The sequence below is a fragment of the Pseudomonas sp. LS2P72 genome (assembly GCF_054897865.1).
The window spans coordinates 631,081-657,128 of the sequence record NZ_CM142708.1 but is presented as its reverse complement, the minus strand read 5'-3'; the positions used below and the strand labels follow the sequence as shown (position 1 = coordinate 657,128).

The 26,048-nt window shown below is 59.7% G+C and carries 22 protein-coding genes; 9 read left to right on the top strand and 13 right to left on the bottom strand.

The features are described 5' to 3' along the window. Positions 1-15 precede the first annotated feature (15 nt). Positions 16-1,356: a hemolysin family protein gene (locus tag ACYZUA_RS02900; protein ID WP_461962013.1), complete on the top strand. Its 1,341-nt coding sequence runs from the start codon at positions 16-18 to the stop codon at positions 1,354-1,356. 150 nt (positions 1,357-1,506) lie between these two features. Here ACYZUA_RS02900 and ACYZUA_RS02895 read toward each other — a convergent pair whose 3' ends face one another. The 8 genes from ACYZUA_RS02895 to ACYZUA_RS02860 form a co-directional block, all read right to left on the bottom strand. Next, positions 1,507-2,403 (bottom strand): peptidoglycan DD-metalloendopeptidase family protein, encoded by an 897-nt coding sequence (locus ACYZUA_RS02895; RefSeq protein ID WP_461962012.1) that lies wholly within the window; start codon positions 2,401-2,403, stop codon positions 1,507-1,509. Between the two features lie 222 nt (positions 2,404-2,625). Further along, on the bottom strand, positions 2,626-3,588 hold the full coding sequence (locus tag ACYZUA_RS02890; RefSeq protein WP_461962011.1) for a response regulator: 963 nt from the start codon (positions 3,586-3,588) through the stop codon (positions 2,626-2,628). Between the two features lie 167 nt (positions 3,589-3,755). Further along, a complete protein-coding gene (gene phoU, locus ACYZUA_RS02885; protein WP_008150055.1) occupies positions 3,756-4,517 on the bottom strand; it encodes a phosphate signaling complex protein PhoU in 762 nt (253 codons plus the stop codon). Between the two features lie 71 nt (positions 4,518-4,588). Further along, positions 4,589-5,422, bottom strand: a complete 834-nt coding sequence (gene pstB / locus ACYZUA_RS02880; protein WP_347804081.1) for a phosphate ABC transporter ATP-binding protein PstB — start codon at positions 5,420-5,422, stop codon at positions 4,589-4,591. 157 nt (positions 5,423-5,579) lie between these two features. Then, positions 5,580-7,250 (bottom strand): phosphate ABC transporter permease PstA, encoded by a 1,671-nt coding sequence (gene pstA, locus ACYZUA_RS02875; protein WP_461962010.1) that lies wholly within the window; start codon positions 7,248-7,250, stop codon positions 5,580-5,582. Between the two features lie 15 nt (positions 7,251-7,265). Next, complete coding sequence (locus ACYZUA_RS02870; RefSeq protein ID WP_461962009.1) at positions 7,266-9,548, bottom strand: ABC transporter permease subunit; 2,283 nt, start codon at positions 9,546-9,548, stop codon at positions 7,266-7,268. 225 nt (positions 9,549-9,773) lie between these two features. After that, positions 9,774-10,772, bottom strand: coding sequence for a phosphate ABC transporter substrate-binding protein PstS (locus ACYZUA_RS02865; RefSeq protein WP_461962008.1), 999 nt, complete (start codon positions 10,770-10,772; stop codon positions 9,774-9,776). Between the two features lie 242 nt (positions 10,773-11,014). Then, a complete protein-coding gene (locus ACYZUA_RS02860) occupies positions 11,015-12,313 on the bottom strand; it encodes an MFS transporter (RefSeq protein WP_461962007.1) in 1,299 nt (432 codons plus the stop codon). Between the two features lie 363 nt (positions 12,314-12,676). Here ACYZUA_RS02860 and ACYZUA_RS02855 point away from each other — a divergent pair, with 363 nt between their 5' ends. Both ACYZUA_RS02855 and ACYZUA_RS02850 read left to right on the top strand, forming a co-directional pair. Continuing rightward, the gene (locus ACYZUA_RS02855; protein WP_003177184.1) at positions 12,677-13,081 is read left to right on the top strand and encodes an acyl-CoA thioesterase; all 405 of its coding nucleotides are present in this window, start codon (positions 12,677-12,679) and stop codon (positions 13,079-13,081) included. A 57-nt stretch (positions 13,082-13,138) separates the two neighbouring features. Continuing rightward, positions 13,139-14,038: a D-hexose-6-phosphate mutarotase gene (locus ACYZUA_RS02850; RefSeq protein WP_461962006.1), complete on the top strand. Its 900-nt coding sequence runs from the start codon at positions 13,139-13,141 to the stop codon at positions 14,036-14,038. A 114-nt stretch (positions 14,039-14,152) separates the two neighbouring features. Here the strand turns inward: ACYZUA_RS02850 and ACYZUA_RS02845 are convergent, their stop codons facing one another. The 4 genes from ACYZUA_RS02845 to purE all read right to left on the bottom strand — a co-directional run bounded on the left by ACYZUA_RS02845 (position 14,153) and on the right by purE (position 16,886). Next, the gene (locus ACYZUA_RS02845; protein ID WP_095127250.1) at positions 14,153-14,689 is read right to left on the bottom strand and encodes a DUF3299 domain-containing protein; all 537 of its coding nucleotides are present in this window, start codon (positions 14,687-14,689) and stop codon (positions 14,153-14,155) included. 97 nt (positions 14,690-14,786) lie between these two features. Further along, positions 14,787-15,035 carry a GlsB/YeaQ/YmgE family stress response membrane protein gene (locus ACYZUA_RS02840; RefSeq protein ID WP_309674137.1) on the bottom strand — a complete coding sequence of 83 codons (249 nt, stop codon included), beginning with the start codon at positions 15,033-15,035 and terminating at the stop codon, positions 14,787-14,789. A gap of 265 nt (positions 15,036-15,300) precedes the next feature. Next, positions 15,301-16,383 carry a 5-(carboxyamino)imidazole ribonucleotide synthase gene (locus ACYZUA_RS02835; protein ID WP_461962005.1) on the bottom strand — a complete coding sequence of 361 codons (1,083 nt, stop codon included), beginning with the start codon at positions 16,381-16,383 and terminating at the stop codon, positions 15,301-15,303. An 11-nt stretch (positions 16,384-16,394) separates the two neighbouring features. Continuing rightward, positions 16,395-16,886: a 5-(carboxyamino)imidazole ribonucleotide mutase gene (gene purE, locus ACYZUA_RS02830; RefSeq protein ID WP_046044990.1), complete on the bottom strand. Its 492-nt coding sequence runs from the start codon at positions 16,884-16,886 to the stop codon at positions 16,395-16,397. A gap of 452 nt (positions 16,887-17,338) precedes the next feature. Between purE and ACYZUA_RS02825 the strand changes: the two genes are divergently transcribed. After that, a complete protein-coding gene (locus ACYZUA_RS02825) occupies positions 17,339-17,932 on the top strand; it encodes a zinc metalloprotease (RefSeq protein ID WP_461962004.1) in 594 nt (197 codons plus the stop codon). A 57-nt stretch (positions 17,933-17,989) separates the two neighbouring features. Here ACYZUA_RS02825 and ACYZUA_RS02820 read toward each other — a convergent pair whose 3' ends face one another. Then, positions 17,990-18,901 carry a LysR substrate-binding domain-containing protein gene (locus tag ACYZUA_RS02820; RefSeq protein ID WP_461962003.1) on the bottom strand — a complete coding sequence of 304 codons (912 nt, stop codon included), beginning with the start codon at positions 18,899-18,901 and terminating at the stop codon, positions 17,990-17,992. A 180-nt stretch (positions 18,902-19,081) separates the two neighbouring features. Between ACYZUA_RS02820 and aspA the strand changes: the two genes are divergently transcribed. The 5 genes from aspA (at position 19,082) to ACYZUA_RS02795 (ending at position 26,041) form a co-directional block, all read left to right on the top strand. Further along, on the top strand, positions 19,082-20,506 hold the full coding sequence (gene aspA, locus ACYZUA_RS02815; RefSeq protein ID WP_403142790.1) for an aspartate ammonia-lyase: 1,425 nt from the start codon (positions 19,082-19,084) through the stop codon (positions 20,504-20,506). 474 nt (positions 20,507-20,980) lie between these two features. Further along, complete coding sequence (locus ACYZUA_RS02810) at positions 20,981-22,432, top strand: alanine/glycine:cation symporter family protein (protein WP_461962002.1); 1,452 nt, start codon at positions 20,981-20,983, stop codon at positions 22,430-22,432. Positions 22,433-22,570: 138 nt separating this feature from the next. Next, positions 22,571-23,575 carry an asparaginase gene (locus ACYZUA_RS02805; protein WP_461962001.1) on the top strand — a complete coding sequence of 335 codons (1,005 nt, stop codon included), beginning with the start codon at positions 22,571-22,573 and terminating at the stop codon, positions 23,573-23,575. Positions 23,576-23,752: 177 nt separating this feature from the next. Beyond that, positions 23,753-24,745 carry an AraC family transcriptional regulator gene (locus ACYZUA_RS02800; protein WP_461962000.1) on the top strand — a complete coding sequence of 331 codons (993 nt, stop codon included), beginning with the start codon at positions 23,753-23,755 and terminating at the stop codon, positions 24,743-24,745. Positions 24,746-25,009: 264 nt separating this feature from the next. Continuing rightward, positions 25,010-26,041 carry a histone deacetylase family protein gene (locus tag ACYZUA_RS02795; RefSeq protein WP_461961999.1) on the top strand — a complete coding sequence of 344 codons (1,032 nt, stop codon included), beginning with the start codon at positions 25,010-25,012 and terminating at the stop codon, positions 26,039-26,041. Positions 26,042-26,048: the final 7 nt, after the last annotated feature.

Here is a 26,048-nt window from a genome sequence, read left to right as displayed (position 1 = left end):
CCGCAAAACTCCATCATGGACCCTTCCCCTGGCTTGACCCTCGCGACACTCTTCGCCGATTTCGGCATGATTCTTTTTGCTCTGATCCTGGTTTTGCTCAACGGTTTTTTCGTTGCGGCGGAATTTGCCATGGTCAAATTGCGCTCGACCCGGGTCGAGGCCATCGCTGAAAAAAACGGCTGGCGCGGACATATCCTGCGCACCGTTCACAGTCAGCTCGATGCGTACCTCTCGGCGTGCCAATTGGGTATCACCCTCGCCTCCCTCGGCCTCGGCTGGGTCGGTGAGCCGGCGTTCGCGCACATCCTCGAGCCGGTGCTGAGCGCCGTTGGCGTAGAGTCCGCCGAAGTGGTCAAAGGCGTGTCGTTCTTCACGGCGTTCTTCATCATTTCGTACCTGCACATTGTGGTCGGTGAACTGGCTCCCAAATCCTGGGCCATCCGCAAACCCGAGCTGCTGTCGCTTTGGACCGCCGTGCCGCTGTACCTGTTCTACTGGGCCATGTACCCGGCCATTTACCTGCTCAACGCCAGCGCCAACACGATCCTGCGGATCGCCGGCCAAGGTGAACCCGGCCCTCATCACGAGCACCATTACAGCCGTGAAGAACTGAAACTGATCCTGCACTCCAGCCGTGGCCAGGATCCGAGTGACCAAGGCATGCGTGTTTTGGCCTCGGCGGTGGAAATGGGCGAGCTGGAAGTGGTCGACTGGGCCAATTCCCGGGAAGACCTGGTGACGCTGGAGTTCAACGCACCACTGAAGGAAATCCTGGCGATGTTCCGTCGCCACAAGTTCAGCCGTTATCCGGTATACGACAGCGATCGTCAGGAGTTCGTCGGCCTGCTGCACATCAAGGATTTGCTGCTGGAACTGGCAGCCCTTGACCATATTCCCGAGTCGTTCAACCTCGCCGAACTGACCCGGCCGCTGGAGCGTGTTTCACGCCATATGCCGCTGTCGCAGTTGCTGGAACAGTTCCGCAAGGGCGGTTCGCACTTCGCCGTGGTTGAAGAGGCCGACGGCAATATCATCGGCTACCTGACCATGGAAGACGTGCTGGAAGTATTGGTCGGCGACATTCAGGACGAACACCGCAAGGCTGAGCGCGGGATCCTCGCGTACCAGCCGGGCAAGTTGCTGGTGCGCGGCGACACGCCGTTGTTCAAGGTCGAGCGCCTGCTGGGCATCGATCTGGACCACATCGAAGCCGAAACCCTCGCCGGGCTGGTCTACGAAACCCTGAAACGGGTGCCGGAAGAGGAAGAAGTGCTGGAAGTCGAAGGCTTGCGGATCATCATCAAGAAGATGAAAGGGCCGAAGATCATTCTGGCCAAGGTGTTGATGCTGGATTAAGGCATCAACCTGTAGGAGCTGAGCTTGGTCCGGGCGGCGTTCCGACGATAGCGGTGTGTCAGTCGCGATGATGCTGAATGTGCCGCCGTCATCGTCGGAACGCCGCCCGGACCAAGCTCGGCTCCTACAGGGATTGCGGTGTTCAATCTTTCACTGCTTGCCCAACGCGAAGTTGGGCAACGCGCCCACCGGTTGATTGAACTGGTACGGGATCGACACCAGCCCCAGCCCGGTATTGCGCTGCACCACGAAATGCAGGTGCGGCCCGCTGCTGTTGCCGGTATTGCCCGACAAGGCCAGCGGACTTCCTACCGACACCCGCTGCCCCTCACGAACGCTCACCGAACCTTGTTTGAGGTGCAGGTACACGCCCATCGTCCCGTCATTGTGCAACACCCGCACGAAATTACCCGACGGATCGGTGCCGCGCCCGGTCTGGGCATTCTCGGTTTTCACCACCACACCGCCACGCGCCGCGATGATCGGCGTGCCTACGGGCATGGCGATGTCCATGGCGTAGCGGTTCTTTGGACCAAAGTGGCTGTATTGACCGTTGGCGCCCTGACTCAGCCGAAACGGCCCGCCACGCCACGGCAGCGGGTACCGATAGGCCATGGCGGCCCCTGAGGGGTCGCCCAGGGAGTATGCAAATTTTGGGGTGTACGCGAGCGGCCTTCCGGGCTTCGTGGCCGTGAGCAGCGCCAGACGAATACTGCTGCGCGCCGGCATCACCCGCCGGATCGGTTGGCTTGGCGAGCCACTGACGTTCTTCAGCCCGCCGAAGCTCAACTCGATTTCTACCGGCGCATACAGGTCATTGCGCACGTAAACGCTGTCGACGCCCTTCTTCTTCGTGATGACGACGTACACCTGACGCTCAAGATTCTCGACCATGCGATCCCGAAAAACGAACACCTTGGAACCCGTCGTGGGGCGGTCGCTGTAGGAGACCACGCCATTGGCGTCGGTGGACTTGTAGATCGTCATGGCCATCGCCGAGGCGGATGCCATGAAAAGACCGCAGAGAAACAGCAGGCGCGCGAGCATGGGCAAAATTCTGTCGAGTAAGGCCTGGGTAGGAGCCTAGCAGCTGCAATGGACCCGGGTAGTCGGCAGATGTTTCAAAATGGGCCGTTCAGCGGATGTGCGGTGAATTCGAAGGCCCCATCGCGAGCAGGCTCGCTCCCACAGGGGAATACATTTCAACTGTGGGGGCGACGGTGCGACGATTCGACCTGCTCGCGAAGGCGGCCTGTCAGGCGACGAAGATTAAGCGCCGGGTATGAAATGCTTCTGCGCCGTACCACGCGCTATCAACCGGGAGATGTAATCGAGCTTCTGCGCATCCTGGTCGACGAAGCGGAAGGTCAGCTGCAACCAGTCGCTGTCGGGTTTCTGCTCGTGGGCGACGATGGCGTGCAGGTAGCCGTTCAGACGGGCGGTTTCGGCGTTGTCGCCCTGCTCCAGGTCGAGCACGGCGCTGTCGAGCACTTGCGGCAGGGTGTCGGTGCGTTTCACCACCAGCAGTGCTTCCTTGAGACTCAAGGCCTTGATCACACATTGCTGAATGCCGTTCGGCAGGCGCAGTTGGCCCTGACCACGACCGCCCGTTGGCGCTGCGGAGGACGCTGGAGGCTTGATCGGCGGGCTGTTGAGCAGACCGCGAGACGGAGCAGCAGCCGCCGCCGGCGCTGGCGCTGGCGCGGCGGCGACAGGTTTGGCGAACGGGTTGACCGGCGCCGCGGCGGGTGCGACCACAGCAGCCTTGCCACCGGTCAATGCGCTCAGGGAGTCGTTGCCGAACGCCGAGTTCATTTTGGTCGGCGCGCTGTTCATCAAGGTGTCGAGCTTGCCCACCTTGTTCAGGGCCTGCTTGACCTTGGTCAGCAGTTGCTCGTTGGTGAACGGCTTGCTGACGTAGCCGGAAACACCGGCCTGGATCGCCTGGACGACGTTCTCTTTATCGCCCCGGCTGGTCACCATCACGAACGGCATGGTCTTGAGGTTGTCCTGCTCGCGGCACCAGGTCAGCAGCTCCAGGCCGGACATTTCCGGCATTTCCCAGTCGCACAGGACCAGGTCGAACGCTTCCCGAGCCAGCAAGGCCTGAGCCTTCTTGCCGTTGACCGCGTCTTCGATCCGGATCCCCGGGAAGTAATTGCGCAAGCACTTCTTCACCAGGTCACGAATGAACGACGCGTCGTCCACGACCAACACACTGACCTTACTCATCCATCACCCCTTTAAAAAATCCCGGCAAGCATACCGCTTTGCTGATGGCACATTGCCAAAAACCTTCAGTCACGCCGGGACTTTTCGTTCGCGGGTGCTGCTTTCGAATTCACAAACCACAAACAAAAACGCCCGGCCAAAAGGCCGGGCGCTTTTCTCAGGCAATCTTACTTATCGTCAGCTTTGCCCGGAACATTAGCGGTTTCGCCACTTGTGCCTTCAACTTCTTCTTTCATGCGTTTGAGGCCCAGGTGCCGCACGTCGGTGCCGCGCACCAGGTAAATCACCAGCTCCGAGATATTGCGCGCGTGGTCGCCGATCCGTTCCAGCGAACGCAGCACCCAAATGATGCTCAAGACCCGCGAGATAGAGCGCGGGTCTTCCATCATGTAGGTGGCGAGCTCGCGCAGCGCGGTTTTGTATTCGCGGTCGATGATCTTGTCGTACTGGGCCACCGACAACGCCAGGTCGGCGTCGAAGCGGGCAAAGGCGTCCAGTGCATCGCGAACCATGTTGCGGACCTGGTCGCCGATGTGGCGAACCTCGACGTAACCGCGCGGCGCTTCGCCTTCTTCACACAACTGGATGGCGCGACGGGCGATCTTGGTCGCTTCGTCGCCGATGCGCTCCAGGTCGATGACCGACTTGGAGATGCTGATGATCAAACGCAGGTCCGACGCCGCCGGCTGACGGCGAGCCAGAATGCGCAGGCATTCTTCGTCGATGTTGCGTTCCATCTGGTTGATCTGGTCGTCGATCTCGCGCACCTGCTGGGCCAGGCCGGAGTCGGCCTCGATCAGCGCGGTCACCGCGTCGTTGACCTGCTTCTCGACCAGCCCGCCCATGGCCAGGAGGTGGCTGCGCACTTCCTCGAGCTCAGCGTTGAACTGCGCGGAGATGTGATGGGTAAGGCCTTCTTTACTAATCATGTTGGCGTCCTTGGAGCGTCCGGTAAGGTGCGGTGGACCGCAGCGTCAGTTCAGTGAGCAACAACAGCTTCCTAGCCGTAGCGACCCGTGATGTAGTCTTCGGTCTGCTTCTTCGCCGGATTGGTAAACAGGGTATCGGTGTCGCCGAATTCCACCAGTTTGCCCATGTACATGAACGCCGTGTAATCGGAAACCCGCGCGGCCTGTTGCATGTTGTGGGTCACGATGACGATGGTGAACTTGGATTTCAGTTCGTAGATCAGCTCTTCGACTTTCAGCGTGGAGATCGGATCGAGTGCCGAGCACGGCTCGTCGAGCAGCAGCACTTCCGGCTCCACGGCGATGGTGCGAGCAATCACCAGACGTTGTTGCTGACCACCGGACAAGCCCAGTGCCGACTCGTGCAGACGGTCTTTGACTTCGTCCCACAGTGCCGCGCCCTTCAACGCCCACTCGACGGCTTCGTCGAGTACGCGTTTTTTGTTGATGCCCTGGATGCGCAGGCCGTAAACCACGTTCTCGTAGATGGTTTTCGGGAACGGGTTCGGCTTCTGGAACACCATGCCCACACGACGACGCAGCTCGGCGACGTCTTCGCCCTTACGGTAAATGTTGTTGCCGTAGAGGTTGATCTCGCCTTCGACACGGCAGCCATCCACCAGGTCGTTCATGCGGTTGAAGGTGCGCAGCAGCGTGGACTTGCCGCAACCGGACGGGCCGATGAAGGCGGTCACGCGCTGTTTCGGGATGTTCAGGCTGACGTCGTACAGCGCTTGTTTGTCGCCGTAGAACAGGTTCAGGCCTGGTACTTCGATCGCGACGGTTTCCTGCTCGAGGCTCAAGCTCTGTTTATCGCGACCCAGCGCCGACATGTTGATGCCGTGGGTATGTGCTTCGTGCTGCATGGGAGGCTCCCTGTGCTAACAAATTCGGTTCGGTTGGCCGCTGGCCTCACAAAATGGGCCAGCGGTGTTGCCGTCTTGTAGGAGCAAGGCTTGCCCGCGATGGCGTCTTCAAGATCGCCATCGCCAGCAAGCTGTGCTCCTACAGGGAGCGGCGGTATTAGCTATCCAGCGCTTTGTATTTTTCGCGCAGATGGTTACGGATATAGACGGCCGACAGGTTAAGCGTGGCGATCACCAGCACCAGCAGCAGCGCCGTGGCGTACACCAGCGGTCGAGCGGCTTCGACGTTCGGGCTCTGGAAGCCGACGTCATAGATGTGGAAGCCCAGGTGCATGATCTTCTGGTCCAGGTGAAGGTACGGGTAGTTGCCGTCCAGCGGCAGCGACGGCGCCAGTTTCACCACACCTACCAGCATCAGCGGCGCCACTTCACCGGCAGCGCGAGCTACGGCGAGGATCATGCCGGTCATCATCGCCGGGCTGGCCATCGGCAACACGATCTTCCACAAGGTTTCAGCCTTGGTTGCGCCGAGGGCCAACGAGCCTTCGCGCACGGTGCGAGGAATCCGCGCCAGGCCTTCTTCCGTGGCCACGATCACCACCGGTACCGCCAGCAGCGCCAGGGTCAGCGAGGCCCAGAGCAGACCCGGCGTACCGAATGTCGGTGCCGGCAGTGCTTCAGGGAAGAACAACCGGTCAACCGAGCCGCCCAATACGTAGACGAAGAAGCCCAGGCCGAACACGCCGTAAACGATGGCTGGAACACCGGCCAGGTTGTTCACGGCGATGCGGATAATCCGCGTAAGCGTGTTCTGCTTGGCGTATTCACGCAGGTAAACCGCCGCCAGCACCCCGAACGGGGTCACGATCATCGCCATGATCAACGTCATCATCACGGTGCCGAAAATCGCCGGGAAGATCCCGCCTTCGGTGTTCGCTTCACGCGGGTCATCACTGAGGAATTCCCACACCTTGCTGAAGTAGAAGCTGATCTTGGTAACGGTGCCCATCGCGTTCGGCTGGTAGGCGTGTACCACTTTACCGATGCTGATTTCGATTTCTTTGCCGTTCGCATCGCGGGCCGTGAGGCTGTCGCGGTTGAATTGGGCGTGCAGGTCGTTCAGGCGTGCTTCGATGTCCTGATAGCGCGCATTGAGCTCAGCGCGCTCGGATTCCATGTCCGCTTGTGCAGCAGCGTCGAGCTTGCCTGCCAACTCCAGTTTGCGGCCGTGCAGACGCACACGCTCCAGCCCTGCGTTGATCGCGCCGATGTCGACCTTTTCAAGGGTCTTGAGCTGCGCGGCGAGCTTGTTGACGCGTTCCACACGCGCCTGCAACTCAGGCCAGGCGGCTTCACCTTCGGCGATGATCTTGCCGTCCTGTTTGACGTTGACCAGGTAGCCGTAGAAGTTGCCCCACTCACGACGCTCGATGGCCATCAGCTCTGGCGGCGTCTTCTGGTTAGTCAGCCACTCGCCGACGATCCAGGTGAAGTCGTTGCCGTTCAAATCACGGTTGCCGACCTTGATCAGCTCGCGGGTCATAAACTCCGGGCCCTGATCGGGCACCGGCAAGCCAGCGCTTTTCAGGCGCTCGCGCGGCACTTCTTCTTTCTGCACCACTTCACCGATGACCAGGTGATTGGCTTGGCCTGGCACGTCGTAACTGGCGTGCACCAGGTCCGCCGGCCAGAAGTGGCCCAGACCGCGCACGGCGATCACTGCCAGCAAGCCAATGGTCATGATGACCGCGATGGACACCGCGCCACCGCTGATCCAGACGCCGGGGGCGCCGCTCTTGAACCATCCTTTCAGGGAGTTCTGTTTCACAGACTTCTACCTTTCTTAAAGCGACGAGTATTTCTTGCGCAGACGCTGACGAATCAGTTCCGCGAGGGTGTTCATGACGAAGGTGAACAACAGCAGCACCAGCGCCGAGAGGAACAGCACGCGGTAGTGGCTGCCGCCGACTTCCGATTCGGGCATTTCCACCGCAACGTTGGCGGCCAGGGTGCGCAGGCCTTCGAACAGGTTCATTTCCATGACCGGGGTGTTACCGGTAGCCATCAGCACGATCATGGTTTCACCGACCGCGCGGCCCATGCCGATCATCAGCGCCGAGAAAATGCCCGGGCTGGCGGTGAGGATCACCACGCGAGTCATGGTCTGCCATGGCGTGGCACCGAGGGCCAGGGAGCCGAGGGTCAAGCCACGTGGCACGCTGAACACGGCGTCTTCGGCGATAGAGTAGATGTTCGGGATCACCGCGAAGCCCATGGCCAGACCGACCACCAGAGCGTTGCGCTGGTCGTAGGTGATGCCCAGGTCGTGGGAGATCCACATGCGCATGTCGCCGCCGAAGAACCAGGTTTCCATGTACGGGCTCATGTACAGCGACAGCCAGCCCACGAACAGGATCACCGGGATCAGGATCGCGCTTTCCCAGCCTTCCGGCACTTTCAGGCGGATCGATTCAGGCAGGCGACTGAAGGTGAAACCGGCGACCAGGATGCCGATCGGCATCAACAGCAGCAGGCTGAAAATCCCCGGCAAATGCCCTTCCACATACGGTGCCAGGAACAAGCCGGCGAAGAAGCCGAGGATCACCGTCGGCATCGCTTCCATCAGCTCGATCACCGGCTTGACCTTGCGGCGCAAGCTTGGGGCCATGAAGTAGGCGGTGTAGATCGCTGCAGCGACGGCCAGCGGCGCGGCCAACAGCATGGCGTAGAACGCGGCCTTCAAGGTACCGAAGGTCAGCGGAGACAAGCTCATTTTCGGTTCGAAGTCGGTGTTGGCCGCGGTCGATTGCCAGACGTATTTAGGCTCGTCGTAGTTCTCGTACCAGACCTTGCTCCACAACGCGCTCCACGATACTTCCGGGTGCGGGTTCTCCAGCAACAGTGGCTGAACCTTACCGTTGGCCTCGACGATGATGCGGTTGGCACGCGGCGACAGACCGAAAATGCCTTGGCCTTCCACCACCTGATCGACCAGCAACGTGCGGTGAGCGGTACTGTGGAAGACGCCGAGCTTGCCGGACGCATCGAGGGCAAGGAAGCCTTTGCGACGTTCTTCGGCGCTGATCTCAACAATCGGCGCGGTGCCCATCTGGAAGGTACGAATCTGCTTCAGGCGCTGTTCGCCATCGGGATCGCGCGCCATGAACCACTGGGCCAGACCACCTTTGGAGTCACCGAGGATCAGCGAGATGCCGCCCACCAGCTGGGTGCTGGCAGTAATCTCGGCATCGCCGTTTTCAAGAAGTTTGTAGCGACCGTTGAGGCTCTTGTCGCGCAGACTGAACACGTCGGCCTGGGCACGACCGTTAATCACGTACAGCCATTGCTGACGCGGGTCGACGAAGATGTTCCTCACCGGCTCGGTCATCTGCGGCAGATCGATGCGCTTCTGCTCGTTGGTGATCTCACCGGTCATCATGTTTTCTTCGCTGGTCAGCGACAAAACATTGAGTTGCGAACCGCTGGAACCGACCAGCATCAGGGTCGAATCGGTCGCGTTAAGGCTGACGTGCTCCAGCGCGCCGCCCGTCTCGTTCAGAGCGATCGGCGTTTCGCCATACGGATACTCGACAGCTGGCGTAATGGTCTTCTTGCCGTCCGGGTAGCTGACTTTATAGGTATGACGGAACACCAGTGCCTGACCGTTGGACAGGCCCACCGCTACCAATGGATGGCCTGGCTGGTCTTCGCCGATAGAAGTCACGCTGACGCCGACCGGAATCTTCAGATCGACGCGTTTGAGTTCGGCGCCACTGTCGATATCGAAGAACAACGCCTGGCCCTTGTCGGAAACCCGCATGGCAACCTGGTTCTGCTCTTCGAGAGAGATCATCAACGGCTTGCCGGCGTCTTGCATCCAGGAGGGTGTGATGGCGTCCTTGGCGGTCAGGTCGGCGCCCTGAAACAGGGGCAAGACGATGTAGGCGAGGAAGAAGAAGATCAACGTGATCGCGCCGAGGACGGCGAGGCCGCCCACAAGGACGTACCAGCGGGTCAGGCGATCTTTGAGCGCGCGGATGCGGCGCTTGCGTTGCAGCTCAGGCGTATTGAAGTCAATTCGCTTGGGGGGATTATTAGTCATGGTGGAATTGGCCAGATCATTCATGCGCACACCCTAGCGATCCTGTATGACAGAAAGATGACAATGCAGTGACGCAACAAATCCGCCGCCCGTGGAAACTGGCAGTGGACCGAAAATTTGGGGAGGCCGGGTTACCTGCGTGGTAACCCTGAGCCGTTGTAGGAGCGAGGCTTGCCCGCGATGGTAGCGCCACGGTTTCAAAGGTGAAACGCGGCGCCCCCATCGCGAGCAAGCTCGGCTCCTACGGTTTTACTTTTTTGCTACGTTGCTACCTTCTTGCAGACCCAGGTCAGCCAGTGCTTTTGCAGCAACCTTGGCTGGCAGCGGGATGTAGCCGTCTTTCACCACAACTTCCTGACCCTGTTTGGACAGGATCAGTTTCACGAACTCGGCTTCCAGCGGGGCCAGAGGCTTGTTCGGGGCTTTGTTGACGTAAACGTAGAGGAAGCGCGACAGCGGGTACTTGCCGTTCAGGGCGTTTTCTTCGGTGTCTTCGACGAACTCGGTGCTGCCTTTCTTGGCCAGAGCTACCGTTTTCACGCTAGCGGTTTTGTAGCCAATGCCCGAGTAACCAACGCCGTTCAGCGAGGAGCTGATCGATTGCACGACCGAAGCCGAGCCTGGTTGTTCGTTGACGTTTGGCTTGTAGTCGCCTTTGCACAGGGCTTCTTCTTTGAAGTAGCCATAAGTGCCGGATACCGAGTTACGACCGAACAGTTGCACTGGCTTGTTGGCCAGGTCGCCGGTCACACCCAGGTCGCCCCAGGTTTTCACGTCAGCTTTGGCGCCGCACAGACGAGTCGAGGAGAAGATCGCGTCGACTTGTTCCATAGTCAGGTGCTGGATCGGGTTGTCTTTGTGTACAAACACAGCCAGGGCATCCACGGCGACCGGGATAGCGGTTGGCTTGTAGCCGTATTTGGTTTCGAAGGCTTGCAGCTCGTTGTCCTTCATCTTGCGGCTCATCGGGCCCAGGTTAGCGGTGCCTTCAGTCAGCGCAGGTGGCGCGGTAGAAGAACCGGCAGCCTGAATCTGGATGTTTACGTTCGGGTATTCTTTTTTGTAGTTCTCGGCCCACAGGGTCATGAGGTTGGCCAGGGTATCGGAGCCGACGCTGGACAGGTTGCCCGACACACCAGTGGTCTTGGTGTAGCTCGGGATAGCAGGGTCAACAGCGGCAACCGCGTTGGCAGTCGCAACGCCAGCAGCGACAAAAGTCATTGCCGCCATCAAACGCTTCAGTTTCATGCCTTACTCCTAGCAGATAGGTGTGTTAAGTCGGGGCCAAGTATCAGCAGGCCGTGTGAACACTCTATGGCTGAAATATGACAATTAGATGAAAGGCCAGCATTCGGGTTTTTACAGGATGATTCGCGTCGCCTTCATCGCGAGCAGGCTCGCTCCCACAGCGGATCTGCGGTGAACACAGAACCAATGTGGGAGCGAGCCTGCTCGCGATGGGGCCAGTGCAGTCGATACAAAGGGCCAGTCTAGCGACCCTTCTTCCAGAGGTACGCGCCCACCAGAATCCCGACACCGCAAATGATCGCTACGTAATAGGCCGGCCCCATCGGGCTTTCCTTCAGCAGCAGGGTGACAACCATCGGGGTCAGGCCGCCGAAGATGGCGTAGGCCAGGTTGTAGGAGAACGACAGCCCGCTGAAGCGCACCACCGCCGGGAAGGCTTTGACCATCACATACGGCACTGCCCCGATGGTGCCAACCAGCAAGCCGGTCAAGGCGTACATCGGGAACAGCCAGTCCGGGTGGTTGAACAGGCTGTGGTAGAAGGTCCACGAACTGATCAGCAACGCGGCACTGCCGAACACGAAGACACGACCCGCACCGAAGCGGTCAGCCAAGGCACCGGACGCCACGCAGCCCAGACTCAGGAACACGATCGCCAGGCTGTTGGCTTGCAACGCGGTGGTTGGCGAGAAGTGGTAGACAGTCTGCAGCACGGTCGGGGTCATCAGGATGATCACGATGATGCCGGCGGACAGCAGCCAGGTCAGCAGCATGGAAATCAGGATCGCTCCGCGATGGTCGCGCAACACGGCGCGCAGCGGCACTTCTTCTGCCAGGGCCTTGCGCAGTTGCAGCTCGGCGAATACCGGCGTCTCGTGCAACCAGCGGCGCAGGTAAACCGAGAACAGTCCGAATACGCCGCCCAACAGGAACGGAATCCGCCAGGCGTAATCCGAAACTTCGACCGGGGTGTAAATGCTGTTGATCGCAGTGGCGACCAGCGAGCCCAGCAGGATACCGGCCGTCAGGCCGCAGGTCAGGGTGCCGCAGGCGTAGCCGATGTGCCGCTGCGGCACGTGTTCGGAAACGAATACCCACGCGCCCGGCACTTCACCGCCAATCGCAGCGCCCTGAATCACTCGCATCAGCAGCAACAGGATCGGCGCCCACATGCCGATCTGCGCGTAAGTCGGCAGCAAACCCATGATCAGGGTCGGCACCGCCATCATGAAAATGCTCAGGGTGAACATCTTCTTGCGTCCCAGCAGGTCGCCGAAGTGCGCCATGACGATGCCGCCCAGTGGCCGCGCCAGGTAGCCGGCGGCAAAGATCCCGAAGGTCTGCATCAAGCGCAGCCACTCGGGCATGTCGGCCGGGAAGAACAGCTTGCCGACCACCGTGGCGAAGAACACGAAAATGATGAAGTCGTAAAACTCCAACGCGCCGCCCAAGGCAGACAGCGATAACGTCTTGTAGTCGTTGCGAGTCAGCGGACGTGCGGACTGGGTTGGCTGCGCGATGCTCGAAGGCGCTGTGGTCATGGCAAGGCTTCTCTTATAGTCGGATCTGCAACCCCAACAACGCTGGCTGAGGCTTGGGCAGGTCCGGCACGATAACAAATTGTTCGAAAAAGCACATAGAGGTGCGTAATTGACGGTCGAAATGAGAACCGGACGGTCGTCTCGGAGTCTACCGACCGATATACTCGCAATCCTGCACCTGCTTGTAAGGGGTTGCTGTGCGAAAACGTCGTTGGCACCCGTCAGCCGATTTCGCAGAGTTTCCCTTTAGGCGCCTTACGAAAAACGTGACGAACGTAGTATGTTCGGGGCTGAATCGTTTTTCCAAGACGGCTATTCACCCGCTACACCTATGAAGAGTCACGGGTCAGAGGCACCCCCGGCATGATAGAGCTCGAACAAGAAGATCCAATCCCGCAAGGCGACCTTGCCCTGCAAATTACCGCGCTCCCTCGCGAAACCAACGGCTTTGGCGATATTTTCGGCGGTTGGCTGGTGTCGCAGATGGATTTGGCCGGCACCGCAATGGCCAGCAAGGTCGCGGGTGGCCGCGTGGCCACGGTTGCGATCGATCGCATGGCGTTTCTGGTTCCGGTAGCGGTGGGCGCTCAGCTCTCCTTCTATACCCAGGCGCTCGAAATCGGCCGCAGCTCGATTCAGATGATGGTCGAAGTCTGGAGTGACGATCCGCTGTCCAGCGAATGGCGTAAAGTGACTGAAGCCGTGTTTGTGTTCGTTGCCATCGACGGCAGCGGTCGCACCCGTTCGGTTCCGCCTAGAGCTCGTTAAACGCTGCGACCTTTCTGCGGTCCATTGCAGTCATTGTTCCTGATCGAGAGTTGCCCCATGAGCACGCCCAACGTTGAAGCCGTGAAACTGGATGAACTGAACTGCTGGCGCATCCGCCACGGTCAGGCCGAACTGCTGGTTGCCCAGCAGGGCGCGCACATCCTCAGTTATCAAGTGGCCGGGGAACCGCCGCTGATCTGGCTCAACGACGAGGCAGTGTTCAAGCCTGGCAAGAGCATCCGCGCTGGGGTTCCGGTGTGCTGGCCGTGGTTCGGCAATCTGCCGCGCAACCCGCAGAGCGTTCAGGCGATGCGCGTCAGCAACGAAGCGCCGACCGCCCACGGGCTGGTAAGGGCGATGGACTGGGAACTGGGCGGCATCGAAGCCGAAGGTGAAAGCCTGAAGGTGGAGTTTGTTCTGCCTTACCCTGAAGGCGGCTTGCCAGGCTGGCCGCATCAGGTGGATTTGAAGCTGAGCATTCGTCTGGATGAGCAACTGCACATCAACCTGACCAGCCACAACCAAGGCACTGACAAAGTCACCATCAGCCAGGCGTTGCACAGCTATTTCGCGATCAGCGATGTACGCGAAGTGCAGGTCGAAGGGCTGGATGGCTTGAGTTACATCGAAACCCTGGACGACTGGAAAACCGTCACTCAGACCGGCGATCTGCATTTTGCCGGCGAGACCGATCGTATCTATCTCAATACTCCGGCAAAGCTGAGCATTGTCGATCCGGCCTGGGAACGGCGCATCGAGCTGACCAGCAGCGGTTCACGCTCGGCGGTGATCTGGAATCCGTGGATTGAACGCGCTGCGGCGTTCAGCGACATGGCCGACGATGGCTGGCAGCGGATGTTGTGCATTGAAACGGCGAATGTGATGGATGATGTGGTGACGCTGGCGCCAGGTGCGAGTCATACCCTGGGCGTGAGCATCACCAGCAAACCCCTCTAACACCAGATACCCAATGTGGGAGCGAGCCTGCTCGCGATAGGGCCATAACATCCAACTTCAATGTTGACTGTTACACCGCCATCGCGAGCAGGCTCACTCCCACATTTTGATCACCTACAGATCTGATTCCTTCACCACCCGCACTTTCGCCGCATCCAGCGCATACGCCGCATCAGCCAGGTCATTGTTGACCTTCTCGACCTTCAGCGTGCCGGTCACCCACAGCGGCGTGTAGATGTCATTCAGCTTCAAACCTTTCGGATAACGCACCAACACCAATTGATTAGGGGGTGGCGGCGGCACGTGGATGCAGGCGCCCGGATACGGCACGAGGAAGAACAGCGTGCTGCGCCCCTGGGCGTCGGATTCCAGCGGCACCGGATAACCACCGATGCGGATGTTCTTGTCGTTCATCGACGGCACGGTTTTGGTCGAATACATCACCGCCGGCAAGCCCTTGCTCTGCTTCATGCCACCCTTTTCGGTAAAGGTGCCATTGGCTTCGGGCGAGTTGTGGTCGATTTCGGGCATGGCCTCGAGGGCTTTCTGGTCCGACTTTGGCATCAATTCGAGCCAATCGGTTTCCGGCAGTTCGCCGGCATGGGCCAAACCACTGCCCAGGAAGAGAAGAGTCAACAGAAGACGGCGCATGAAAGTGCTCGGCAAAGAATAGGGCAATGTGACGATGGCAACGCCGAGCATTCTAGCCCTCTCCGGCGATGGCGCAGAGAGGACTTTGTCACTTCAATCAGGTCCTTTTTTTGATCAGGCCGTAGATCACCAGCAATACCACCGCGCCCACCAGCGCACCGATAAAACCTGCGCCTTCGCCAGCGCGGTAAATGCCCAGGGCCTGGCCGCCGTATGTGGCCGCCAGCGAACCGCCGATACCGAGCAGGATGGTCATGATCCAGCCCATGGCGTCGTCGCCCGGCTTCAAGAACCGAGCCAGCAGGCCAACGATCAAGCCGATAAAGATGGTTCCGATAATTCCCATGGCATTTCCCTCTGATTGGTTTGGTGTGTCCTGTCTCACCAATACGTTCCTCTTTTGACGAGTGGCTGTTGTCGTCAGGCAAGGCGCCGCGACGAGTCATAGCGCGCTATGGCGAGGAGCGGCAACGCAGCATGACGGCAACAGACGCTGTCAAAAAGGAACAGTATTGGTGAGACAAGACACCTAGCCCAAAGCCTAGTCAGACTTTGGCATCCTGCCATCAGAGAACGGCGACTCCTGAAGGTTCCGCCGCCGCCACATGAAACTATTCGGCGATGAGCGCTTCGACCTTGAGGATCTGCGCAGCCAACGTATCACGGTCTGCACAACGCAGATTGGCGTGACCGACCTTGCGGCCGACCTTGAACGCCTTGCCATAGTGATGCAGGTGGCAATCAGCAATCGCGATGACTTTCTCTACCGGTGGTACAACACCGATGAAGTTGAGCATCGCGCTCTCGCCGACCTTGGCCGTCGAACCCAGCGGCAGGCCGGCAACGGCCCGCAGGTGGTTTTCGAATTGGCTGCACTCGGCACCTTCAGTGGTCCAATGACCCGAGTTATGCACACGCGGTGCGATCTCGTTGGCCTTGAGGCCACCGTCGACTTCAAAGAACTCGAACGCCATCACGCCGACATAATTCAGCTGCTTGAGCACACGGCTGGAATAGTCTTCCGCCAAGGCTTGCAGCGGGTGGTCGGTGCTGGCCACGGACAACTTGAGGATGCCGCTGTCGTGGGTGTTGTGAACCAGCGGATAAAATTTGGTCTCACCATCGCGAGCGCGCACGGCGATCAACGAGACTTCACCGGTGAACGGCACGAAACCTTCCAGCAGGCAGGCCACGCTGCCCAGTTCGGCGAACGTACCGACCACGTCTTCAGGCTTGCGCAGGACCTTCTGGCCCTTGCCGTCGTAACCCAGGGTGCGGGTTTTCAGCACGGCCGGCAGACCGATGGAAGCCACGGCAGCGTCCAGATCGGCTTGCGATTGAATGTCGGCGAACGCCGGGGTGGGAATCCCCAGGTCCTTGAACATGCTCTTCTCGAACCAGCGATCACGGGCGATGCGCAGGGCTTCGGCGCTCGGGTAGACCGGGACGAATTGCGACAGGAAAGCGACGGTTTCGGCCGGAACGCTTTCGAACTCGAAAGTCACCAGATCGACTTCATCGGCCAGCTGACGCAGGTGATCCTGATCGCCGTAATCGGCCCGCAGGTGTTCGCCCAACGCGGCTGCGCAAGCATCCGGCGCGGGGTCCAGGAAAGCGAAGTTCATGCCCAGCGGAGTGCCCGCCAGCGCCAACATGCGACCCAACTGGCCGCCACCGATTACACCGATCTTCATCGTCAACAACCTCAGGCGATGCGTGGGTCTGGATTTTCCAGGACGCTGTCTGTCTGCTCAGCGCGGAATTTTTTCAGCACCGCATGGAACTGCGGGCGCTTGGCGCCGAGGATGCTCGCCGAGAGCAGCGCTGCGTTGATCGCGCCAGCCTTGCCGATGGCCAGGGTGGCGACCGGAATGCCCGCGGGCATCTGCACGATAGACAGCAGCGAATCGACGCCCGAGAGCATCGACGATTGCACCGGCACGCCCAGCACCGGCAGGTGGGTTTTGGCCGCACACATGCCTGGCAAGTGAGCCGCGCCGCCGGCACCGGCGATAATCACCTCGATGCCACGCGCCTCAGCCTCTTCGGCGTACTGGAAGAGCAGGTCCGGGGTGCGGTGGGCAGAAACCACTTTCACCTCGTAAGGAATGCCGAGCTTTTCCAGCATATCGGCGGTGTGGCTAAGGGTGGACCAATCGGACTTGGAGCCCATGATCACGCCAACCAGTGCACTCATCGTCGTGCCTCTTCTCTCTGGGCGCCCGCAGGCGCGTCAAAAAACAACAAACCACGCAAAATGCGTGGCTTGATTGTACGAATTATGGCCGGACGAACCGGCCGAAGGCCGCGCAGTATACCTCAATGAAGCAGATAAACAGCCCCCATAGCGACCATCTGTCAATTGATGCAATGCGGCAAGTTTATTGACTCAAAAGTCAGTCGATTCAGCCTGCCCCCATAGGCTTGTTAAGATACCCCAACGCACAACATTTATTCCATGAATTACAACTAAGGTTATTGATAGCGACTAGTCCTATTGCAATAAAGTGACATATAGATTAACTCGCAAAAGCGCCACCCTCTAGTTAGTTTAACTATCGCTACCACTAACCAATACAACTAACAAACACAGCAAAAAACCGCTCGAACCTAATCAGAGCCGAGACGTTTATTAATAAGGATTCAAGGATGACTCCAACTACCAAGCGGTCACAAATAAATCTTACGATTTTCGCTATGATTCACGAAGACGTACCCGCTTCAACGAAAGAGACGATTTATGCCGATCATTTCCACCCTTTTGTAAAAGAGCTGGAAAGCTTCACTGACCTGAAGGTCAACATTGTCTTTGTTGGCGGCTCGCCCTACAGCAACTTCAATTACAAGGGTGATGACGAGTTGCAGACCCTGAGGCGCTGGGAGGTCCTGGGTTATAAATTTCTGGACGAAGCTAGAAAAGAAGGTTTCCAGCCAAACTCCTTGACCAAGGTTATTTTGGTCACTAAAGATCATTTGAATGACAAGGCTGGAGGTGCTGCACTTCTCTGGCCCCCATTTCAGGACGGCACCTTTGCAATAGCATCAACGACCAGCTTCATAACAGTGGGTCATGAGATCGGCCATTTATTAGGTGCCAAACATGAAGACTCGGAGGTTCAATACAATGGCTGGTGGTGCGAAACGTATATGACACCACAGCGAAATGCACTCCGATCTATTTGCTATAACTTCAGCCCGACCAACCGACAAAACATAAGAGATCATCTGACTCGCAGAGCTTGATGCTCCAACTCTGATATGGGCAGGGGCGCAAAAAAGCATGCCTCTGCCTTCACCAGGTTACTGATTCCCGCTCGCTGCGCCGCCCTCGAGCTTGCGCCACAGCAACCGCACATTCGCCTTGCGCACCAAAGCGCAGCGGTACAGGCGAATCTCCAGCGGCACATGCCATTGCGGGCCACCGCAAACCACCAGTTCACCACGCGCCAGTTCGGCGCGCACGCTGAGCCGCGGCACCCAGGCAATGCCCAATCCTTCCAGCGCCATGCTTTTAAGGCTGTCGGCCATCGCCGTCTCATAGATAGTGGTGAAGCGCAACGCACGCTGGCGCAGCAGCATGTTCACCGAGCGCCCGAGAAATGCCCCGGCGCTGTACGCGAGCAACGGCACACTGCCTTCGCCTTCCAGATCGAACAGCGGCTTGCCCTCGGCATCAGCTGCACAGACCGGGAGCATTTCGGTGTCGCCAAGGTGCAGCGACGGGAAGATTTCCGGGTCCATCTGCATCGCGGCATCCGGGTCGTAGAACGCCAGCATCAGATCGCAACCGCCTTCGCGCAGCGCGTGCACGGCATCACCAACGTTGGTTGCCACCAGGCGCGTCGCGATGTTCAGGCCCTCATTACGCAACTGCGCGATCCAGCGCGGGAAGAAACCCAGCGCCAGGGAGTGAGCGGCGGCGACTTGCATTACCTCGCCCTGCCCGCCTTCCAGGTGATGAAGGTGACGCAACACTTCGCCGAGCTGCTCGACCACCGTCCGCGCGGTGACCAGAAACAGTTGCCCCGCCGCCGTCAGCTCGATCGGCGTGCGCGAGCGATTGACCAAAGTCAGCCCCAGCGCGGCTTCAAGGCTGCGGATCCGTCGACTGAATGCCGGCTGAGTCACGAAGCGTCGTTCGGCAGCCTGGGAGAAGCTGCGGGTGGCGGCCAGAGCACTAAAGTCCTCCAGCCATTTACTTTCAAGGTTCATCAGGGCCTCCCGGACACGCACCAATTTAGGTCACACGCTCGCCGCACGCGCGGCGTCACACGGGCATTATGCCGAATGTGCATAGGCTAGTGTTTAACAGCATTGGCCCAAAATTCTCCACACGCCTAGCATTTGCAGTGTTCCGGCACAGACCGGGTCCATATCGAGATGATTTCTATCATGTCCTCCGCTGCATCTTTCCGCACAGAAAAAGACCTGCTTGGCGTACTCGAAGTACCTGCTCAAGCGTATTACGGCATCCAGACCCTGCGAGCGGTGAACAACTTCCGCCTCTCCGGCGTTCCGATTTCGCATTACCCGAAGCTGGTTGTCGGCCTGGCGATGGTTAAACAAGCCGCCGCTGACGCCAACCGCGAGCTGGGTCACCTGAGCGAAGCCAAGCACGCCGCCATCAGCGAAGCCTGTGCACGTTTGATCCGCGGCGATTTCCACGAAGAGTTCGTGGTGGACATGATTCAAGGCGGCGCTGGCACTTCAACCAACATGAATGCCAACGAAGTCATCGCCAACATCGCGCTGGAGGCCATGGGTCACCAGAAGGGCGAATACCAATACCTGCACCCGAACAACGACGTGAACATGGCGCAGTCGACCAACGACGCCTACCCGACCGCGATCCGTCTGGGTCTGCTGCTGGGTCACGACGCGCTGCTGGCCAGCCTCGACAGCCTGATTCAGGCGTTCGCTGCCAAGGGCGTCGAGTTCAGCCACGTATTGAAGATGGGCCGTACCCAGCTGCAAGACGCCGTGCCGATGACCCTCGGCCAGGAATTCCGTGCCTTCGCCACCACATTGGGCGAAGACCTGGCACGTCTGAAAACACTGGCACCTGAACTGCTGACCGAAGTGAACCTGGGCGGCACCGCGATCGGTACCGGCATCAACGCCGACCCGCGTTACCAGCTCCTGGCCGTTCAGCGTCTGGCGCTGATCAGCGGTCAACCGCTGGTTCCAGCCGCCGACCTGATCGAAGCCACCTCCGACATGGGCGCCTTCGTACTGTTCTCCGGCATGCTCAAGCGCACCGCGGTCAAGCTGTCGAAGATTTGCAACGACCTGCGTCTGCTGTCCAGCGGCCCACGCACCGGCATCAACGAAATCAACCTGCCAGCGCGTCAGCCAGGCAGCTCGATCATGCCCGGCAAGGTCAACCCGGTTATCCCGGAAGCGGTTAACCAGGTGGCGTTCCAGATCATCGGCAACGACCTGGCCCTGACCATCGCGGCCGAAGGCGGCCAGTTGCAACTGAACGTGATGGAGCCGCTGATCGCGTTCAAGATCTTCGACTCGATCCGCCTGCTGCAACGCGCCATGGACATGCTGCGCGAGCACTGCATCGTCGGCATCACCGCCAACGAAGAGCGCTGCCGCGAACTGGTCGAGCACTCGATCGGTCTGGTCACCGCGCTGAACCCGTACATCGGCTATGAAAACGCCACCCGCATCGCGCGTATCGCCCTCGAAAGCGGCCGCGGCGTGCTGGAACTGGTGCGCGAAGAAGGCTTGCTCGACGACGAAATGCTCGCCGACATCCTGCGCCCGGAAAACATGATTGCTCCGCGTCTGGTTCCGCTTAAAGCCTGATCCGACGCGTTACTTGTAGCACCGCTCACCAGGTCGAGGGACTAGACACCTCTCACCTTTTGAGGGCTTGGGGATTTATTCCCCAAGCCCTTTTTTTTAATTATTTGCAGGCCCGACCGTATAGGTCATGCCTGGCTCGACTTCTGTAGGAGCACGGCTTGCCGGCGATGGCGCCCTCAAGATCGCCATCGCTGGCAAGCCATGCTCCTACAAGAGAAAGGGACCTCGTTTCGATGCTTGCACCACAATCGTGCAGACGGACGGCACACTCATAGGTATAGTGCCGCCCCTCTTCGCGTGAGCGGTCGTCGGTAACGAGGCCCAAACCCATGCGAAACCCGAACTAATAACAACCCGCGATATGGAACCGGGACGAATCTTCGCCTCACCTGTTGTGCCACGCACAAGCCGGTGTAACGCGATGTTTCTGACCCTCCAGCATTTGCCTACACAAAAAATAGCGAGGAAAAATCCATGCTCGAAGTCATTAACGACTTCCTCTCAGGGAAAGTACTGATCGTGCTCATTGTCGGGCTCGGTAGCTACTTCACGATCCGCTCGCGTTTCGTTCAATTGCGCCACTTCTTCCACATGTTCGCGGTGTTCCGCGACAGCCTGAAAAGCAGCGCCGGCCAACTCAGTTCGTTCCAGGCCCTGATGCTCAGCCTCGCCGGCCGCGTCGGTGCGGGTAACATCGCCGGTGTCGGTATCGCCGTAACCCTGGGTGGCCCGGGTGCGGTGTTCTGGATGTGGGTGACCGCGCTGGTCGGCATGTCCAGCAGCTTCTTCGAATGTTCCCTCGGCCAGCTCTACAAGCGCTGCGACTCCGACGGCACATACCGTGGCGGCCCGTCCTATTACATCCAGCATGGCCTGCAGAAACGCTGGCTGGGCATGATCATGGCGTTCCTGCTGCTGATCACCTTCGGCTTCGCCTTCAACGGTCTGCAATCCCACGCCGTGACCCACTCGCTGAACAACGCGTTTGGCCTCGACACCACTTATACCGGCCTGGCGCTGGCAGTGTTGCTGGGTCTGGTGTTCATCGGTGGGATCAAGCGTATCGCCAAGGTCGCTGACCTGTTGGTGCCGGTGAAAACCCTGGTGTACATCGGCGTGACCATCTACGTGATCGTGCTGCAATTCGACCACGTTCCGGCAATGCTGATGACCATCGTCAAAAGCGCCTTCGGTCTCGACCAGGCCTTCGGCGGCCTGATCGGCAGCGCCATTGTCATGGGCGTGAAGCGCGGCGTGTTCGCCAACGAAGCAGGCCTGGGCAGTGCGCCGAACGTGGCCGCAGTCGCGTCGGTCGAGCACCCGGTGTCACAAGGTGTGGTTCAGGCGTTCAGCGTGTTCCTCGACACTTTCGTGATCTGCACCTGCACCGCGTTGCTGATCCTGCTCTCGGGCTTCTACACCCCGGGCTTCGAAGGCGACGGCATTGCCCTGACCCAGAACTCCCTGGCCGCCGTGGTGGGTGACTGGGGCCGGAGTTTCATCTCCGTGGCCCTGTCGTTGTTCGTGTTCACCTCGATCCTCTACAACTACTACCTGGGCGAGAGCAACCTGCGCTTCCTGATCGGTGAAAACCGCAAGGCGCTGATCGGCTACCGCGCGCTGGTACTGGTGTTGATTTTCTGGGGCGCTATCGAGAACCTGGGTACCGTGTTCGCCTTCGCCGACATCACCATGACGATGCTGGCATTCGTGAACCTGATCGCGCTGTTCCTGCTGTTCAAAGTCGGCATGCGTATCCTGCGTGACTACGATGACCAGCGCGCGGCCGGCATCAAGACGCCCGTGTTCGATTCGAGCAAATTCCCGGACCTGGACCTGGACCTGAAAGCCTGGCCAGCCAATCCGCCAGCCGCCGCCACCAAGGCTGAAGCTGAGCTGCAAGGTGTACCCGCAGCGCAACGCTGATCGGTAAACGACGGGTGCACAACCTGTGGGAGCCAGCCTGCTGGCGATGACGGACTGTCAGTGGACGCATTAGTGTCTAACATACCGCTATCGCGAGCAGGCTCGCTCCCACATGTCATCTCTTGCGGAGACTTCCCCATGGTTCCCAATTCCTACCCTGCCGCCCAGCGCGTCATGGTGCTCTACACCGGCGGCACCATCGGTATGCAAGCCAGCGCTCATGGCCTGGCCCCGGCGTCCGGTTTCGAAGCACGGATGCTCGAGTATCTGCACAGCCAGCCTGACCTTGCCGTACCGCAGTGGCGCTTTCGCGAGATGTCGCCGCTGATCGACAGCGCCAACATGAGCCCGGCTTACTGGCAGCAACTACGTGAAGCGGTGGTCGACGCCGTCGATGTCCAGGGCTGCGACAGCGTGCTGATCCTGCATGGCACCGACACCCTCGCCTACAGCGCTGCGGCCATGAGCTTTCAGTTGCTCGGTCTGCAGGCCCGCGTGGTGTTCACCGGTTCCATGCTGCCGGCCGGTGTGACCGACAGCGATGCCTGGGAAAACCTCAGTGGCGCGCTGGTTGCTTTGGGTCACGGCCTTGCGCCGGGCGTTCATCTGTACTTCCACGGCGAACTGCTGGACCCGACCCGATGCGCGAAGGTTCGTAGTTTCGGTCGTCATCCGTTCAAGCGTCTTGAGCGTCAAGGAGGCGGTGAGAAGGCTTCTTCAATACCGGCATCGCTGACCTACAACCAGCCCAAGGAATTGGCGAAAGTCGCAGTGTTGCCATTGTTCCCCGGCATCGGCGCCGAGCTGCTTGATGGCGTGCTGACCAGCGGCATTCAGGGCCTGGTGCTGGAGTGCTACGGCAGCGGCACCGGGCCGAGCGACAACCCAGAGTTCCTCGCCAGCCTGGAACGGGCGCGGGACAAGAATGTTGTGGTTGTAGCCATCACCCAATGCCATGAAGGTGGCGTCGAACTGGATGTCTATGAGGCCGGCAGTCGTCTGCGTGGCGTGGGCGTGCTGTCGGGTGGTGGCATGACCCGTGAAGCGGCTTTCGGCAAGTTGCATGGGTTGCTCGGTGCCGGGCTCGACACCACTGAAATACGACGCCTTGTAGAACTCGACCTCTGCGGCGAACTCAGCTGACCCCCCCCAAAACCCTGTGGGAGCGAGCCTGCTCGCGATAGCGATCGTCCATCCAACAATGATGCTGACTGACACACCGCCATCGTCGGAGCGCCGCCCGGAGCCGGCTCGCTCCCACAGGATCTCCATCAGGCATACAACTTGCTGCGTTCCAGCATCCCAAGGCTGGAATACCCCATGCTCCACTCCCACCTCACCACCCTCAACGCCGTCTCCCTGGTGCTCAACACCTTCAAGGCCGAAGGCTTGTCCAGCGATGCGCTGCTGGCCGGCAGCGGCATCAGCGCGGCGGATCTGAGCCGGGCGGACACGCGCATCACCACCAATCAGGAGATGCAGGTCTGCGCCAACGCCGTCGCGCTCAAGCGTGACATCGGCCTGGAACTGGGCCGGCGAATGCATGTTTCGTCCTACGGCATGCTCGGGTACGCCTTACTCACCAGCGCCACTTTAGGTGACGCCTTGCGGCTGGCACTGCACTATCCGGCGCTATTAGGAACACTGTTCGAGTTGAGCCTGGAAGAGGATAACGAGCGCATCTGGCTCACCGCTGGCGACTATCGGGAAAACCCTGCGCTGGCGCCATTCAATGTCGAGTTTTGCCTGGTTTCGATGAAGGTCACTTGCGAAGACCTGCTTGGTCAACCGTTGCCGCTGCTTGGCGCCCGCTTCGAATACCCGGCACCGGACTATCAGGCACGCTACACCGAACGTTTCGATTGCCCCTTGCAGTTCGACGCTGCGTCCAACGCCTTTGCCTTCGACAAAGCCTGGCTGGAGCAACCCCTGCCTCTGGCCGACGCCATCACCCATCAGGCCATGGCCGAACGCTGCCGCAAACAGAACACCGAGTTCACGGGTCGCCAGGTGTGGCTGGGACGAATCCGCCAGCTACTCAGCGCGCAGTTGAATGCGGCGCCCGGCCTCGAAGGTTTGGCCGAACAGATGAATTGCTCGGCGCGCACCTTGCGTCGGCACCTGAATGACCTGGGTTGCAGCTATCAGGAACTGCTTGATGAACTGCGGTTCGAGCAGGCCAAACGCATGCTTTGCGAGGACCAACTGCCGATCTATCAAATCGCCGAGGCATTGGGTTTCAGCGAGACTGCGAGTTTCCGTCATGCGTTCGTGCGCTGGAGCGGCGTGGCGCCAAGCCAGTTCAGACCCTGAGTACGCCCCCCCCCCTGTAGGAGCAAAGCTTGCTCGCGATGCGGACAACGCGGTGTATCTGCAAAAACGCGGTGATGCCATCGCGAGCAAGCTTTGCTCCTACGAGGTCTGGCGCCCAACGCTGGGGCAGCCGCGCCAAAAAGGGGCGAATTCCGGTCAATTCTTTTGGCCATATCGATCCCCTTTTGGCCTTTCCTGCCGTTCTCTCAAACGCCGCGCGCCGCAAGACTGTGTTCAACCGAATCAGCCTGCGGAGAACAAGAAATGCTGACGATCTACTCGGACGATCACCACCTGCACCATGGCCGTTGTGAATTGATGGACGGGCAACTGATGCCCTGCTTCGAAATGCCCTCGCGGGCCGACCATGTTCTACAGCGCGTGCAGTACCGCGACCTCGGTCCCGTGGAAGCGCCGCAAGATTTCGGCCTCGACCCGATCGCGCGCGTCCACAGCCGCGAATATCTCGACTTCTTCAAAGGTGCCTGGGCACGCTGGACCGAATTCGGTACCGACGGCGACTTGCTGCCCTACACCTGGCCGGCCCGCACCCTGCGCCGGATCATCCCCACCAGCCTGCACGGCCAGCTCGGCTATTACAGCTTCGACGGTGGCGCGCCGATTACCGCCGGCACCTGGCAAGCGGCATACAGCGCGGCGCAAGTCGCGTTGACTGCTCAAGCCGTCATTCAACGCGGCGCCCGCAGTGCTTTCGCTTTATGCCGTCCACCGGGACACCACGCCGCCAGTGATTTGATGGGTGGTTATTGCTACCTCAACAATGCCGCCATCGCTGCGCAGGCGTTCCTCGATCAGGGCCATAAAAAGGTCGCGATTCTCGACGTCGACTACCACCACGGCAACGGCACTCAATCGATTTTCTACGAGCGCAGTGACGTGCTGTTCACCTCGATCCACGGTCACCCGGAAGCCGAGTTCCCGTTCTTCCTCGGCTATGAAGATGAGCTGGGTGAAGGAGCCGGCGAAGGCTTCAACTTCAACTACCCTTTGCCGGCGGGCAGCGGCTGGGACAGTTGGAGCGCCGCGCTGGAACAAGCCTGCAAAGAGATCGAAAAGTACGGCGCCGATATCGTCGTCGTCTCCCTGGGCGTCGATACGTTCAAGGACGATCCGATCTCCCAGTTCAAGCTCGACAGCCCGGATTACCTGGCCATGGGCGCACGCATCGCCAGCCTCGGCAAGCCGACGCTGTTCGTGATGGAAGGCGGCTACGCGGTAGAAGAAATCGGCATCAATGCCGTGAACGTTCTCGAAGGTTTTGAAAGCGCCCAATGAGGAATTA